11 protein-coding genes and 1 tRNA gene are annotated in these 15833 nt (G+C 34.0%); 9 read left to right on the top strand and 3 right to left on the bottom strand.

The window, feature by feature from the left end:
• Positions 1-132: 132 nt before the first annotated feature.
• Complete coding sequence (locus tag RB619_RS16235) at positions 133-288, top strand: hypothetical protein (RefSeq protein ID WP_308099340.1); 156 nt, start codon at positions 133-135, stop codon at positions 286-288.
• A 141-nt stretch (positions 289-429) separates the two neighbouring features.
• Here RB619_RS16235 and RB619_RS16230 read toward each other — a convergent pair whose 3' ends face one another.
• Positions 430-882 carry a DUF4442 domain-containing protein gene (locus RB619_RS16230; protein WP_026727702.1) on the bottom strand — a complete coding sequence of 151 codons (453 nt, stop codon included), beginning with the start codon at positions 880-882 and terminating at the stop codon, positions 430-432.
• Positions 883-1112: 230 nt separating this feature from the next.
• Here RB619_RS16230 and RB619_RS16225 point away from each other — a divergent pair, with 230 nt between their 5' ends.
• The 5 genes from RB619_RS16225 to RB619_RS16205 all read left to right on the top strand — a co-directional run bounded on the left by RB619_RS16225 (position 1113) and on the right by RB619_RS16205 (position 5446).
• The gene (locus RB619_RS16225; protein ID WP_308099337.1) at positions 1113-1592 is read left to right on the top strand and encodes a DUF4870 domain-containing protein; all 480 of its coding nucleotides are present in this window, start codon (positions 1113-1115) and stop codon (positions 1590-1592) included.
• Between the two features lie 121 nt (positions 1593-1713).
• On the top strand, positions 1714-2046 hold the full coding sequence (locus RB619_RS16220) for a PadR family transcriptional regulator (protein ID WP_017498072.1): 333 nt from the start codon (positions 1714-1716) through the stop codon (positions 2044-2046).
• 3 nt (positions 2047-2049) lie between these two features.
• Positions 2050-3780 carry a PspC domain-containing protein gene (locus RB619_RS16215; protein WP_308099333.1) on the top strand — a complete coding sequence of 577 codons (1731 nt, stop codon included), beginning with the start codon at positions 2050-2052 and terminating at the stop codon, positions 3778-3780.
• An 11-nt stretch (positions 3781-3791) separates the two neighbouring features.
• Positions 3792-4526: a head GIN domain-containing protein gene (locus tag RB619_RS16210; RefSeq protein WP_308099332.1), complete on the top strand. Its 735-nt coding sequence runs from the start codon at positions 3792-3794 to the stop codon at positions 4524-4526.
• 86 nt (positions 4527-4612) lie between these two features.
• On the top strand, positions 4613-5446 hold the full coding sequence (locus RB619_RS16205) for a GIN domain-containing protein (protein WP_308099330.1): 834 nt from the start codon (positions 4613-4615) through the stop codon (positions 5444-5446).
• A 158-nt stretch (positions 5447-5604) separates the two neighbouring features.
• Here RB619_RS16205 and trxB read toward each other — a convergent pair whose 3' ends face one another.
• Complete coding sequence (gene trxB, locus RB619_RS16200) at positions 5605-6552, bottom strand: thioredoxin-disulfide reductase (protein WP_308099328.1); 948 nt, start codon at positions 6550-6552, stop codon at positions 5605-5607.
• 177 nt (positions 6553-6729) lie between these two features.
• Here trxB and RB619_RS16195 point away from each other — a divergent pair.
• A tRNA-Pro gene (locus RB619_RS16195) sits at positions 6730-6804 on the top strand.
• A 415-nt stretch (positions 6805-7219) separates the two neighbouring features.
• Positions 7220-12064 carry a RecQ family ATP-dependent DNA helicase gene (locus RB619_RS16190; protein WP_308099653.1) on the top strand — a complete coding sequence of 1615 codons (4845 nt, stop codon included), beginning with the start codon at positions 7220-7222 and terminating at the stop codon, positions 12062-12064.
• 332 nt (positions 12065-12396) lie between these two features.
• Here RB619_RS16190 and RB619_RS16185 read toward each other — a convergent pair whose 3' ends face one another.
• Complete coding sequence (locus RB619_RS16185) at positions 12397-14577, bottom strand: hypothetical protein (RefSeq protein ID WP_308099325.1); 2181 nt, start codon at positions 14575-14577, stop codon at positions 12397-12399.
• A gap of 487 nt (positions 14578-15064) precedes the next feature.
• On the opposite strand from RB619_RS16185, the gene RB619_RS16180 reads away from it, so the two are divergent.
• Positions 15065-15832: an AAA family ATPase gene (locus RB619_RS16180; RefSeq protein WP_308099323.1), complete on the top strand. Its 768-nt coding sequence runs from the start codon at positions 15065-15067 to the stop codon at positions 15830-15832.
• Position 15833: the final 1 nt, after the last annotated feature.

Genomic DNA, 15833 nt, shown 5'->3' with positions numbered 1-15833 from the left:
GCTGGATTGCTTAATTTTCACTCACATATTATTATCAAAACATTAACTAAATTGTAAGAATCAACCTTAAGAAATGTTACTATATTTGATTCACCAATTACAATTCTCTAACAAAAAATAAATTAAATCAAAATGACAAAAGTAGTTACAATTATTACCGTTGCTTTATTTACAATTGGCGTAAATGCTCAAGATTCTGCACCTAAAAAAGAAAAAGCAAAAAAAGAATCTTGCTGTAAAAAAACAACAGACAAAAAAGACAAAAAATCTTGTTGCGTTAAAAAATAAAATGAAATTCCATACCATAAAAAGACCTCAAAAAGTTAGAAACTCTTTGAGGTCTTTTTTTATGGTTGCGAAACTTTGTCAAAGTCTTAAACTTTGACAAAATTCTTAAAAAACTTTATTCGTGAATTTGTGGTAATAAAACTATTTCAATCTAACGCTCCATTCAAAATCCATTTCTGAGACTTGGACTCCTTCTTCATTTGTTCCAATAGATTTCATCCAGAAAGTTTGCCCTTCACCAGTTTCTATTGTTCTTTGAATGGCTTCGGCAATTAAATGCCCATCATTGCAGACAAAAGTAATTCTGCCAGTTGCTTTTTTAGTAAAGTTTCCTTTGTTGTTTGCTACCAGCATTGAGATTTTTCGACCGCTTTCCTGAATCTGAGAAATAACCAAAGCTCCAGTTGTAAGCTCCGCTGCCATAGCTTGCACGGCAAAATACATAGAATTAAACGGATTCTGATTTATCCAACGATGTTTGACAGAAACAATACAACTGTCTTTATCGATAGCTTTTACACGAACACCGCAAAAGTATGCTGATGGTAATTTGAACAATACAAATTTATTGAGTTTGGAAACTGAAACTGCCATGTGATATATTTTTTTAGTAAAAATACAAAAAAACTATGCGCGCACAATAAATTCACTGTACTTTCCTTAAACCTCAATAAAACAAAGCATTGCGAATGGTTTTCGGTGAATTAAAGCACATATTTAAATTTCAACTTTGTTAATGTTTTGTTAATATTTGGTACTATGCAAAACAAGATACTGTCTTTTAGCCATATATTTGCATAAGAAATTACTATATACTTTTAATCATGGAAACAACAACAACACTCATCATGGAAACAACATCAGAAAGAAACACTGCAACGTTCACACATTTAAGTACTTTAAGCCAGTACATTATTCCGTTTGGGAATTATATTTTCCCGATCATTATCTGGTCGAGCTACAAAGACAAATCAGAATTTGTAAATCACCACGGAAAACAGACATTGAATTTTCAATTGAGTTTACTGCTTTACACTTTGGTTTTGGCCTTAATTGCTATTCCAATTTTCGTATCGGTAGTTTTACAAAATATTCCAATGGAAGCCGTTTTTAATCACGACGATTTCTATATCAGAAATTTCAATTTTCAAGGAAACATTGGTTTATTAAGTATTGGTGCAACAGCTGTTTTACTTTTTGGAGTTTTAAAATTTATTGAATTCTTTTTAGTGATTTATGCTTCAATAAAAGCTTCAAACGGCGAATTATACAAATATCCGTTAACGATTCCTTTTATAAAGTAACACTTCGACTCCGCTCAGTGTGACACAAAAGGGTTAAAAGATTATAGACACAATCAATCATCAATCAATCATCATCAATCAAAAAACGAATTGTTCAATCTAAAAAAAACAAAATGAAATTATGAACATTGAAAACACAAAAGCACAGATGCGCAAAGGTGTTCTTGAGTTTTGCATCTTATCAGTATTAAAAGAAAAAGACGCATATACATCTGAAATATTAGACACTTTAAAAAACGCAAAATTATTAGTTGTTGAGGGCACAGTTTATCCGCTCTTGACCAGGCTGAAAAATGACGGTTTGCTAAATTATCGCTGGGAAGAATCGACCTCAGGTCCACCACGAAAATATTATGGATTAACCGAGATAGGACAAACTTTTTTAAACGAACTTAGCGGCACATGGACAGAATTATCTGACGCCGTAAAACTAATCACCAATCAAAATCAATAAGTCATGAACAAAACAGTAAATATTAACTTAGGCGGTATGTTTTTTCACATCGATGAAGATGCATATTTAAAATTGACACGCTATTTTGACGCTATAAAACGATCACTTAACAACTCATCTGGACAAGATGAAATTATTAAAGATATCGAAATGCGCGTTTCTGAATTATTAACAGAAAAACAAAAAAGCGAGAAACATGTTGTTGGCTTAAAAGACGTTGACGAAGTGATTGCGGTGATGGGACAACCAGAAGATTACCGAATTGAAGACGAAGAAAGCCAAAATCAATCTTTCAACAATTACGGCACAAGACAGCATAAAAAATTATACCGTGACAAAGAAAAAGGTATGATTGGTGGTGTTGCAACTGGTTTAGGGCATTATTTTGGAATTGATGCTGTTTGGATCAAAATCATATTCTTAATATTTGTTTTTGCTGGTTTTGGAACTGGAATTTTAGCTTATTTCGTACTTTGGATTGTAACTCCTGAAGCGGTAACAACTTCAGAGAAACTAGAAATGACAGGCGAACCTGTAACGATTTCAAACATTGAAAAAAAAGTTCGTGAAGAAATTGATTCATTATCTGATAAATTCAAAAATGCAGATTATGACAAAATGGGAAACCAGGTAAAGTCGGGAGCTGAGAGAATAAGTAGTTCATTTGGAGACTTTGTCATGACGGTTTTTAAAATCTTCGCTAAATTTTTAGGTGTAATTCTAATCATGGCAGGAATCTCTACTCTAATATTATTGTTAATTGGAGTATTCACTTTAGGAACAAATGTTTTTATTGATTTCCCTTGGCAAAACTTTGTTGAAGCAGGAAACTTTACAGACTATCCTATTTGGTCTTTCGGTTTATTGATGCTTTTTGCAGTTGGAATTCCATTTTTCTTCTTGACTTTGTTAGGATTTAAATTGTTATCTCCCAACTTAAAATCAATCGGAAATATTACAAAATATACTTTGCTTGCCATCTGGATTATCGCAATTGCAATTGTAATCAGCATCGGAATCAAACAAGCAACTGAAATATCTTATGATAACAAAACTGTTGAGAAAAAAACACTTAACATTACACCAAAAGATACTCTTTTTGTAAAATTCAGATACAACGATTATTATGCTAAAGATTTAGATCATCATCATGAATTTACATTTGTACAAGATTCAGCAAACAACAACCTGATTTATTCAAATGATGTTCGTTTGCATGTCCTACGCACTGATAATGCTTCTGCTTACTTACAAATCGAAAAAAGCGCCAGAGGAAATTCGTTTTCAAGTGCAAAGAAAAGAGCCGAAAAAATCAATTACGGAATTCAAATTAGCGGAAATCATTTAATTTTAGATAATTATTTTCTGACAGATGTAAAAAATAAATTCAGAGGACAAGAAGTTGATGTATATTTGTACTTGCCGGAAGGGCAATTATTTAAACCAGATTCTTCAGTACAAGATTACGACGATTCTGAGAATGATTTTTTCAACTTGCACTTCAGCGGTGATTACAATTACAAAGTTGAAGGTTCAAAAATAAAATGTTTAAACTGCCCTGCAGAAGAGAACGAGTATAATGATGGAGATTATAATAGTGAAGATACTATTATTGAAAATGACACTGTAAAGGAAGTTTCGATTAAAATTAACGGAAAAGAAGTTTTAAACGGGAAAAAAACCAAAGGAAAGTTAACCACTGATAAAAACGGAGTTATAATTAAAATCAACTAATAACTAAAGCCATGATCAAAATAATCATTCATATTACAAAATTTATTATTGCAACTGTTACCGCGTTATTGTTTGCCTCTTGCAACTTTAATTTGAATGCAGTTGAAGGAAGCGGAAATGTAACAACTGAAAAAAGAATTGTTCAGGGAGATTTCAAAAAAGTATCTGTAAGCAACGCGATTGATTTAGTAATCGTACAGTCTGATTCAACAGAAATAGTTGTTGAAGCTGATGATAATTTACAAAAAGAAATCATCACAAAAGTTGAAAACGGAACACTTGTAATTAGCTGTAAATTCAGTTCTTTCAAAAATGTTACTACTAAAAAAGTTACGGTAAAAATGCCTGTTATTGATAAAATTGAAGCTTCGAGTGCAGCATCTGTTCAAAGCAAAAATGTAATTCAGTCACAAGATATTGACTTGGAAACATCTAGCGCTGCAACAATGACTGTAAATGTAGAATCTGACAATATTACTGCTGATTCTGGAAGCGGAAGTACAATATCTGTAGAAGGTAAAGCTTTGAAAATAAAAACTTCGGCTTCAAGCGGTTCTAATATCAATGCAGAAAAATTATTAGCAAACGAAGTTCATGCAGAAGCATCAAGCGGAGGAAGCGTAAATGTTCACCCAATTGTAAGCTTGAAAGCAGAAGCATCTAGCGGAGGAAGCATTAACTACGATTCAACTCCAAAGACTGTTGAAAAATCTTCAAATTCTGGAGGAACTATCAGTCAGGGATAATTAACATTTATCTGCTAAATATAAAAGAAATCATTCATCAAAAGTGGATGATTTTTTTATATTTGTCAAAATCAAATCAAGAATTAATGAAAAAAAATACTGCCCTGATTCTGTTGCTATTAGTCACTACATTAACTTTTGCACAAAGAAGAGAAAAAATCAAAGGAACTAAAATCGTTACAACATCAATAAAAGAAGTTGGAAGTTTTGACGGGCTTGAAGTAGATGACAATTTAGAAGTTTACTTGGAGCGTGGCGAAAAAAACGAAATTAAAATTGAAGCCGATGATAATCTTCATGATATTGTTGCAATGGATTTAAGAGATAGAACGCTTCGTTTATATACTTCAAAAGAAAGCACAATTTTCAAAAAACTCTCTGTTCGTGTGACTTACACAGGAACTTTGAACAAAGTTATTGCTAAAAACGAAGCTGTTATTTACGCAATTCAAGAACTTAAATTAGACGATATTACTTTTAACAGCGTTGATTTTTCAAAACTATATTTAAATGTAAATGCAAAAAAATTCGGTTTAGTTGCTGACGACAAATCTAAATCGGAAATAAACCTAAAAGCAGACGAAGCGACGATTCAATTAAGCAAATATGCAGGATTGAAATCATTAGTTTCGGCAATCAAATTCAATTGTGATTTGTACCAAAAATCAAATGCTGCAATTGAAGGAATTGCTGAAAAAGCAACCATTCGTTTAGACAACAATTCAGTTTTCACCGGAACAAAATTCACTTTAAAAGATGCGAATGTTACTGCCGAAAGTTATTCTGTTGGCAGTATTCTAGCTGAAACTGCTATTTCAATCGCTGTTGGAGACAAAGCAGAACTTTCTTTATTTGGAAACCCGACTATTCAATTAACACGTTTTTCTGAAGAAGCTAAGTTGATTAAGAAGATTAAATAATTTTGTTTCAAGTTTTTCTTGTTTCAAGCTTCAAGTTGGAATAAAAAACATCAATATTTAAAACTAAAAAATCCCAATCTAAATTAGATTGGGATTTTTTTATGACAAAGTTTTAAGTGTTCCAACAACTTGAAACATGAAACCTGAAACTTTTTAACTTATTCCTTAGAAGCTAAATATCTTTCAGCATCAAGCGCAGCCATACATCCTGTACCTGCAGCAGTAATTGCTTGACGGTAAACGTGATCTGCAGCATCTCCGGCTACGAAAACTCCATCAACATTTGTTTTTGATGTTCCTGGAGTATTTATAATATATCCTGTTTCATCAAGCGTGATGTAATCTTTAAAAATATCGGTGTTTGGTTTGTGACCAATTGCCACGAAGAAACCAGTTGCTGGAATTTCGATAACTTCTCCAGTAGTTTTGTTTAATGCCTTAATTGCATGCACTACATTATTATCTCCAAGAACTTCAACAGTATCGTGATTCATTAAAATTTCGATATTCTCTGTTTTGCGAACGCGTTCTTCCATGATTTTTGACGCTCTGAATTTTTCGCTTCTTACTAACATCGTAACTTTTTTACAAAGTTTAGATAAGTAATGTGCTTCTTCACAAGCAGAATCTCCTGCTCCAACAATTACAACTTCTTGATTTCTGTAGAAAAAACCATCACAAACTGCACAAGCAGAAACTCCTCCACCCATATTTAAATAATGTTGTTCTGATGGCAATCCTAAATATTTAGCCGATGCTCCTGTTGAAATAATAACAGTTTCACAGTGTAATTCGATTGAATCGTTAATCCAAACTTTATGAATATCTCCTGAAAAATCAACTTTTGTAGCCCAGCCATCACGAATATCAGCACCAAAACGTTTTGCTTGTTCTTGTAACTGAATCATCATTTCTGGTCCAGTAACACCATCAACATAACCTGGAAAATTCTCTACTTCATTAGTTGTAGTCAATTGACCGCCAGGCTGCATTCCTTGGTATAAAACCGGATTCATATTTGCTCTGGCTGCATAAATAGCTGCAGTATAACCTGCAGGACCAGAACCTATAATAAGGCATTTAATTTTTTCTATTGTATCTGACATAATGTGTATAGTTTTTTTGTGATGCAAATGTAAACTTTATTATAAAAAATACAGACGAAAATAAATCCGAAATAACTATGTTCAAATAAGTTTTATTTATTTTCATTTTTTCCTTTTGCAAATCAAATTTATTTATATCTTTGCATCCGCTTACGGGCAGTACAACAAATACATCTTCGGGGTGTAGCGTAGCCCGGTTATCGCGCCTGCTTTGGGAGCAGGAGGCCGCAGGTTCGAATCCTGCCACCCCGACAAAAAGTCTTTTCATTTATTTGGAAAGACTTTTTTTTTTGCAATAAACTGAAAATCTTTTAAAAAAAAATATAATCAGGCACAAAAGCAGGAATAAGGTAAAAGATTATGTTTTAACGAACCACTTGTCATTCTGAGGAATTAAGAATCTTCCCATAACCCTAAAATGATTTTCGATTTATAATATATAGACCGTGGTTGAAACCGTCACTATTCACTTGATGCCCGGAAAAATAGGATTATAAAACTCATTGAAAACATTTGAGGTAATTCATGCCACGTTATCTTACATTAAAATTAAGTAAATCCTAAAAATCAGAAATTAAATACTAAATTAGCATATCATGCTCGCTATTAAATATTTATGATTTTATAGCCCGATAAGATTAACCAAACCGCAATTTTATTGAGTTTAATGCTAATAGATGAACAAAATATTACCAGTTTAATTACATTTATTGACACCGAAATAGAACCAAAGAAAGGTAAAATCCTTGATATAGGGGCAATTAAACAAAACGGAAGTCAATTCCACAAAGCATCTTTAGGGGATTTCGTCCATTTCCTCAAAGGCGGTGATTATGTGTGCGGGCATAACATTTTAAATCACGATATAAAATACATAAGTAGTGCAATTTATGATGCTGGTATTAACACCTCAAACATAATTGATACGCTATACCTGTCCCCCCTATTATTCCCCACAAAACCCTACCATGCATTATTGAAGGATGACAAACTTCAGACAGAAGACACAAATAACCCACTAAACGATTCCATTAAGGCACGGGATTTATTCAATAGTGAGGTTGCCACTTTTTGGCAAATTGATGAAACGTTTAAAGAAATCTTTTACCACCTCTTAAATTCCACGAAGGAATTTGGTGCATTTTTTAAGTTTGTAAATTACAGGAGTATTAATACTGATACAGAAGCTCTGATTAGATTAAAATTCCGTAATGAAATTTGCGAAGATGCAAATCTAACCAAAATAATAGCTGACCACCCTATTGAACTGGCGTATTGCCTGGCATTGATCAATTCATTTATAACCCATAAAACGGTTCATTCCATTACACCGCCTTGGGTTTTAAAGAACTTCCCTGAGGTAGAGCGCATAATGCGATTGTTGCGGAGTGAACCTTGCATAGCCGGCTGTATTTATTGTAATAACGCCCTTGACATATACAAAGGATTAAAACGATTTTTTGGTTTCGACTCATACCGAACTTATGGTGGCGAGCCACTCCAGGAAAAAGCTGTCAAGGCAGCCGTGAATAACAATTCTGTACTGGCTGTTTTCCCAACAGGTGGAGGAAAATCAATTACATTTCAGGTTCCAGCACTTATGAGCGCTGAAAATTCAAAAGGACTGACCATCGTAATTTCTCCACTTCAATCCCTAATGAAAGATCAGGTTGATAACCTCGAGAAGAATGGCATAACTGAAGCCGTTACTATTAACGGCCTATTAGATCCTATTGAAAGAGCCAAATCGTTTGAGCGTATTGAAGACGGTTCTGCATCTATTTTATATATTTCTCCTGAATCACTACGGTCAAGAACTATTGAAAAGCTGATTTTAGGAAGGAAAGTGGCCCGTTTTGTAATTGATGAAGCGCACTGCTTTTCCTCATGGGGACAAGATTTCAGGGTAGACTATCTCTACATTGGCGATTTTATAAAATTAATTCAACAAAAGAAAAACCTTGAAGATGGTATACCGGTGTCATGCTTTACCGCAACGGCCAAACAGAAGGTAATTGAAGACATACGGGATTATTTTAGCGAAAAGTTATCGCTGGATCTTAAAGTTTTTACTTCAAAAGCGTCAAGGACTAATCTTCAGTACAAGGTTTTTGAAAAACAAAATGAAGAAGAAAAATATTTGACCGCCCGGGATTTAATCGAAGAGAAAAACTGCCCCACTATTATTTACGTATCCCGAACCCGAAAAGCGTTTCTGCTTGCAGAAAGGTTAGCCAATGACGGTTTTAGTGCAAAACCGTACCATGGCAAAATGGATAAACAGGAAAAAACCGAAAACCAAGATGCCTTTTTAAATGGTGAAACGCAAATAATGGTGGCGACTTCTGCCTTTGGCATGGGCGTAGACAAAAAAGATGTGGGCTTGGTTATTCATTACGAAATCTCAGATTCACTTGAAAACTATGTTCAGGAAGCAGGGCGCGCAGGCAGGGATGAAAATATTTCAGCTGATTGTTTTGTACTATTCAATGAAGAAGATCTCAGTAAGCACTTTATTTTGCTGAACCAGACCAAACTTTCCATAAAAGAAATCCAGCAGGTATGGAAAGCGATAAAAGATATCACAAGATTTCGCTCTAAAGTATCCAATTCAGCATTGGAAATTGCCCGCAAAGCTGGTTGGGATGATAATGTTGTAGAAATAGAAACGCGTGTAACTACTGCTATTGCTGCCCTTGAAGATGCCGGATATCTTAAACGTGGCCAGAACATGCCAAGAGTGTTCGCTAATAGTATTTTATCTAAAAATGCACAGGAAGCCATTGATAAGATAAGCGCTTCCGAAAAGTTTGAAGAAAAGCAAAAAGAACAAGGCGTACGTATTATAAAGAAACTCTTTTCAAGCAAAAGCAGAAAACAGACCAATAACGAGACTGCCGAATCAAGGGTAGACTATATCAGTGATCATTTAGGCATTGTTAAAGAAGAAGTCATTAATGTGATAAACCTGCTACGTGAGGAGAATATCCTAGCCGATGCAAAGGACTTGACTGCATTTATTAAGAAAGCAGAAAATAAAAACCGCTCTCTTTTCATTGTAGAGACATATAGTAAAATTGAAAACTTTTTATTTCCGGTTTTCAAAGAGGAAGAAACTATCTTTCATTTGAAAGAATTGAACGAAGAGGCTGAAAAAAATGGATGTGATGGTGTAAATACCAATAAGCTGAAAACTGTCATTAACTTTTGGTCTATTAAAAACTGGATTAAAAGAAAAAATTTAGAACATTCTAAAAACCATATTGTTGTATGTTGCCTTCAAAGTAAAGATCAACTAAAAGAGAAACTTGAAAAACGGCATGAGCTTGCAAAATTTATTGTTGATTTTTTTTATGATAAGACCATCACTGAAGCCGTAAAAGATCAGGAAGACAAAGATGAGATTTTGGTGGAGTTTTCAGTACATGAACTAAAGGCTGCTTATGATAATAGTTTCAGCCTTTTCAAAAAAGAAATAAGCATTGATGATATTGAAGACACATTATTCTACCTTTCACGAATTGAAGCAATAAAGATAGAAGGCGGTTTTCTTGTTGTGTATAACCGCTTAACCATTGAGCGAACTGAGCAAAATAATAAAAAGCAATACACTAAAGACGATTATCAAAAGCTCAGTCAGTTTTACGAAAGCAAAGTCCAGCAAATTCACATTGTGGGCGAATATGCCCAAAGAATGATTAACGATTACAGGAATGCACTTCAGTTTGCAGAGGATTATTTCCAACTCAATTATAACTCTTTCTTAAACAAATATTTTAAAGGAAGCAGGCAAAATGAGATTAAACGAAATATTACCCCTGCAAAATTCAGACAGCTATTCGGTGAATTATCTCCTACACAGTTGAAAATTATTAATGATAATGAAACGAAGCATATAGTAATTGCTGCAGGCCCAGGCAGTGGAAAAACAAAGGTTTTGGTCCATAAACTGGCTTCGCTCCTGTTGATGGAGGATGTTAAACATGAGCAACTATTAATGCTGACATTTTCCAGGGCTGCTGCTACCGAATTTAAAAAGCGTTTACTAAAGCTGATTGGCAATGCCGCAAACTTTATTGAGATTAAAACATTCCATTCTTATTGTTTTGATCTTCTGGGGAAAGTTGGTACTTTAGAAAAATCAACAGATATTTTAAACACTACGGTTGAAAGAATTAAAAATGGTGATGTTGAGGTCAGTAAAATTACAAAGACCGTTTTAGTTATTGACGAAGCCCAAGATATGAATGCAGACGAGTTCGCTCTTATTAACGCATTGATGGAGCAGAATGAAGAAATGAGGGTTATTGCTGTGGGAGATGATGATCAAAATATTTATGAATTTAGGGGCGCGAGTTCTAAATATCTTGAACAGTTCATTTATGACAACAAGGCCATAAAACATGAATTGGTTGAAAATTACCGTAGTAAAAGCAATCTGGTTACATTCTCAAATCAATTTGTCCAACAAATTCACCACAGGTTAAAAGAAACACCGATTATTGCCAATCAAACCGATAATGAAATAATCAAAGTTGTTAGATATCAAAGCAATAATCTGATCACACCTCTTGTAACCGATGTCGCTAACACAGATCTTTCTGGAACCACATGTGTGCTCACAAAAACGAACGAGGAAGCTGTCAAAGTTGCCGGACTGCTTTTAAAGAATGGCATTAATGCAAAACTGATACAATCTAACGACGGTTTTAGTTTATATAATCTTGTTGAAGTCCGATTTTTACTGGATAAAGTAGATTTGGGAGCTGATATTTACACAATAAGTGATGAAGTTTGGAACAATGCTAAACAAGAGTTACTAAACACGTTCCGTAACAGCAATAAATTAGAAATCTACCTGAACATAATAAAAGATTTTGAAACCACTAATCCTTACAAAAAGTATAAATCTGACTTAGAAGTTTTGATCCGCGAATCTAAATTGGAGGATTTTTATAATGAAAATGGCGAAACAATTTTTGTCTCAACCATTCATAAAGCCAAGGGAAAAGAATTTGACAATGTATTCCTTTTACTTGAGAACTTTAACATAGCTACAGATGAAGCCAAGCGACAATTATATGTAGCAATGACCAGAGCTAAACACAATCTAAATGTGCATCTAAATGCAAACTATCTTAATCATTTGGTGGCGGAAAATCTCGAACAAATCGAAGATTTTGAAAATTACTATACACCTGATAAAATTGCTGTACATGCAACTCTGAAAGATATCTGGTTAGACTATTTCATCAACAAACAAGTTTTAGTTTCCCAACTGGTCTGTGGAGAAGTATTACATGTAAAGGGTGATGAGTGCTTAAATTCAAATGGGCAATCTGTGTTGAAATTTTCAAAGCTGCTCATTAAGAAAATTGAGGAAATGGAATCAAAACACTATAAATTGAAAAGCGTAAACGTGAATTTCATTTTGTACTGGCTTAAAGAAGAAACTTCGCAGGAAATCAAAATAATTTTACCTGAGCTTTATTTTGAAAGTATTTTGTCATAGTTAATTCGTAGAAAAGAATACTGGCCAAACAAATAAAAACCAAAAACTTAAAAGGATAAACAGCCATGTCACTATAAATAATTTGAGCAATGATATAGTTTTGTGTAGCAATAGAATTTTAATGCATTTAAATATATAACCTACATAGAATTATTGATGTTTGATTGAGTTAAAAACACAAAAGGACAAAAAATAATTTCTAAGAAACTTTCATTACAACAAACTAAAAAAAACAAAGCCTTACACAGAAAAACTACAATATATCGACTAAAAAACCTCTAAAAATCAATTGATTTTTAGAGGTTCTAATTTCAAAAATATTTTCTATTCATTTATTTCTCCATACTAATATAAGCAGGATACGATTCATTACTCGGCAAATTAAACGCTTCATCAAAAGGTTGTGTACCTTCTCCCTTATTGTATACCGCCACACGTTTTACACCAGTTGCTGTGCTTCCGCCAGTACTATTAATAACATTTTGAATATTTCCTGAACCTGCAAAACGAGTAATACACATTTTTTCAAGCGTCACATTTGGGCTATTAGGAGCTTCAAAACCATTTTTCTTATTTACATTTCCGTCAGTTCCCGTCATAACTGCATAAGACCCCATTCCTATACTATGATGCTCTTTTACGGTATTTGCAACTTTAAATGCAGCACAACCATCAACTTTGCCTCCTTGACTGCTCCAACTTGTTTGATTTGGAGCATCATATGGCGGTTCATTTTGAAAGAAATACGTTCTGCCGCGTTCTCCAAGCCATAACACCTCATATTCCTGAAAGTGCTCAACAAATAAACCATAAAGCGTAACATCATTTCCAGTAACAATAAGTCCGTTTTTGCATCTGTCTCTTACCCATCGAAGATCTCCACCTTTCTGCGAACCATGATCAGCACGCCATAACCAGAAATGATCACCAACCACATTATTGCTGTTTATTTGCATAGCAACCTGAATCTGAATATTTTTTGACTGAACCCCGCCTACTCGACAAGTAATATCTGTCAATAAAATAGGATCTGCGGAATGATCTCCTTTTGCTACTTCGTTTCCAATTCTAACCTGATACGTTGTACTATTAAATGAATCCATTAAAAGTCCGGCAATGATAATTCCATCCTTATCATCGGCATAAATACAACCCCAAGTGTTTTTCTCAGTTGGTTCCAGTGTCACCGAAGCTATTCCGGCACCTAGTAATATTGCATCTTTTCTGTTTACTTGAATAGGCGCATTCAATGAATAATGTCCTGGCGTAAAAAATACATTTTTGCCTGCTTTTAGCGCGGCATTGATTTCCACATCAGTATCACCTCCTTTGGCAACATACCACTCAGTAAGCAAATCTTGAATTTTACCTTTACCCATATCTGTTGCCGACCAAGAAACGCCTACTCTATCCTTTTGCCATGCTGGAACAAATACTTTGTATTCTCCATCTTTATCAATAAAAAGAAAAGGCTTTTCTCTTATAATAGGTGCCGTAGGAACCGGAGAGTTTTTCTCATCTTCTTGCGGAGGATTGACACAGCCTTGCCAAACCATATTATAAGAACCACCCATTGCTCCTGAACCCGAAGGAAAAACAGTATTTCTAGTATACCATTGTTGTTGTCCGGCCCAATTTGGCCTGGATGATGTATAATGAGTATCGGCAATAAAACCTCCACTTCCCCAAAAATTTGTGTTTCCAATGTCCGAAATATACTTCGAAGTACTTTCAATCAACAATCTTCTGGCGCTGGTTGACTGAGAAACGGTCCATGAAAAATCACGCATCACTTCAACATTTTCTACAGAACGCCAAAATGTGCATGTAGCATTTGCTCCGCCTGACAAATGAGGTCTTGTAAATATAGATCCCAATTTAACATCTGAAGGAACTTTACCCAAACCTCCTATATGAGAATAAAATCCTAATTCTATTGAATTGGCTTCCGCCGAAGATGCAGAACCAGATCCTCCAACATCATAAGTTTGACCATTAACATTGGCTTTAAAATAATAAGCTTGACGTTTTGTTGTCCACTCGCCATTTGCTCCGCCTAAACCAATAGTTGCGAATTGTGAATTAATTTCGTTTCGCGCAGCTTCTGCTTTCTCATGCTTTCTATCAAAGAAATACATATTGTCACCAAAAATCTGGTTTTCAAGGGAAATTATAATGGCAATATCGTTACGAGTAACTTTATAATAATTCTCATATTTATCAACATTTGGTTTAGTATCAGTAAAGGTCAATTTAGAAGTTGAACCTACTTGCACAAAATCTGATGCCAAACGACTTCCTCCTCTTGTAATTATATAATTTCCCGAAGAACCAAAAGCCGACCATGATAATGTCATGTCATGTTTCTTTTTGTTATAAAAAATTTTACTTTCGGCCTTTTTCTCCTGTACTTTTTCATTAACTGAATAAGGTGAAACAAAACTGCATAGAATCAGTATAAACACAAATGCTGTAAATACCGAAATCATTTTTTTACTCTTAAGAATGTTCATTTTTGTGGTTTAATAGTTTGTAATAATCTTAGTTTTTAGAGAACCCAAAATAGCGATAATCTTCAACCTAAAAGTCCACTTTTGCTCTCAATTTTCTTATCAAAAACTATACAAAGTCAGTATTTCCTACCATAAACAAGCTATCTACAATATTTCCATTGATTTCTAAACGATTTTGCTACCCAACAAAAATTAAAAAAATGAAGAATATAAACGATTGAAATTTCTTTTAATATAAAATCACATCATCTTTTAAATTTTAAAATAAGGTCGTTTCTTGAAGGCAAAATTAGATTCCTGACTTTTTACAGGAGCGACATCAACTAAATTGGTCAAGATTCCAATGGTAATTCTATTTACAACTTAAAATATTTTGTTCCGAACACCCATGAAACCACGAATAAGCAACGTTTCTTAAATGTTAACAAAATAGATTTTCAAAAACCATAAATAATTGTATTTTTACGGTTCAAAATTCAGAAAATAAATGGGCAAAATCATTGCTATTGCTAATCAAAAAGGAGGCGTTGGAAAGACTACTACATCAGTAAATCTTGCAGCCTCATTAGGTGTTTTAGAGAAAAAAGTATTACTAATCGATGCTGATCCTCAGGCCAATGCTACATCTGGTCTTGGAATTGATGTAGAATCAGTTGAAATTGGAACTTATCAAATTCTTGAGCATACTGTAACACCAAAAGAAGCCATTTTACAATGTACAGCTCCAAATGTTGACGTGATCCCTGCTCACATTGACCTTGTTGCTATCGAAATTGAATTGGTTGACAAAGAAAACCGCGAGTATATGCTTAAAAAAGCATTAGAGGAAGCAAAACAAGAATATGATTATATCATCATTGACTGTGCACCATCTCTAGGCTTGTTAACCTTGAATGCTTTAACAGCAGCAGATTCTGTAGTTATTCCTATTCAGTGCGAGTATTTTGCACTTGAAGGATTAGGAAAACTTTTGAACACTATTAAAAGTATTCAAAAAATACACAACCCAGATCTTGATATCGAAGGATTGTTATTAACGATGTACGATTCTAGATTACGTTTATCAAATCAGGTTGTTGAAGAGGTTCAAAAACACTTTAACGATATGGTTTTTGAAACTGTTATTCAGCGAAATGTAAAATTAAGTGAGGCACCAAGTTTTGGAGAAAGTATCATTAATTATGATGCAACTAGTAAAGGAGCCGTAAACTATATTCATTTAGCGCAAGAAATTATAAAGAAAAACAGCAAATAGT

The sequence above is a fragment of the Flavobacterium sp. LHD-80 genome, assembly GCF_030929605.1.
In the GTDB taxonomy this organism is placed as follows: domain Bacteria; phylum Bacteroidota; class Bacteroidia; order Flavobacteriales; family Flavobacteriaceae; genus Flavobacterium.
Note: the sequence above shows the minus strand (reverse complement) of the source record. Positions and strands in the feature narration are given on the sequence as shown.

Coding starts and splice junctions, on each gene's coding strand:
- RB619_RS16235 (WP_308099340.1), top strand. CDS start 133: ATGACAAAAGTAGTTACAATTATTACCGTTGCTTTATTTACAATTGGC.
- RB619_RS16230 (WP_026727702.1), bottom strand. CDS start 882: ATGGCAGTTTCAGTTTCCAAACTCAATAAATTTGTATTGTTCAAATTA.
- RB619_RS16225 (WP_308099337.1), top strand. CDS start 1,113: ATGGAAACAACAACAACACTCATCATGGAAACAACATCAGAAAGAAAC.
- RB619_RS16220 (WP_017498072.1), top strand. CDS start 1,714: ATGAACATTGAAAACACAAAAGCACAGATGCGCAAAGGTGTTCTTGAG.
- RB619_RS16215 (WP_308099333.1), top strand. CDS start 2,050: ATGAACAAAACAGTAAATATTAACTTAGGCGGTATGTTTTTTCACATC.
- RB619_RS16210 (WP_308099332.1), top strand. CDS start 3,792: ATGATCAAAATAATCATTCATATTACAAAATTTATTATTGCAACTGTT.
- RB619_RS16205 (WP_308099330.1), top strand. CDS start 4,613: ATGAAAAAAAATACTGCCCTGATTCTGTTGCTATTAGTCACTACATTA.
- trxB (WP_308099328.1), bottom strand. CDS start 6,552: ATGTCAGATACAATAGAAAAAATTAAATGCCTTATTATAGGTTCTGGT.
- RB619_RS16190 (WP_308099653.1), top strand. CDS start 7,220: ATGCTAATAGATGAACAAAATATTACCAGTTTAATTACATTTATTGAC.
- RB619_RS16185 (WP_308099325.1), bottom strand. CDS start 14,577: ATGAACATTCTTAAGAGTAAAAAAATGATTTCGGTATTTACAGCATTT.
- RB619_RS16180 (WP_308099323.1), top strand. CDS start 15,065: ATGGGCAAAATCATTGCTATTGCTAATCAAAAAGGAGGCGTTGGAAAG.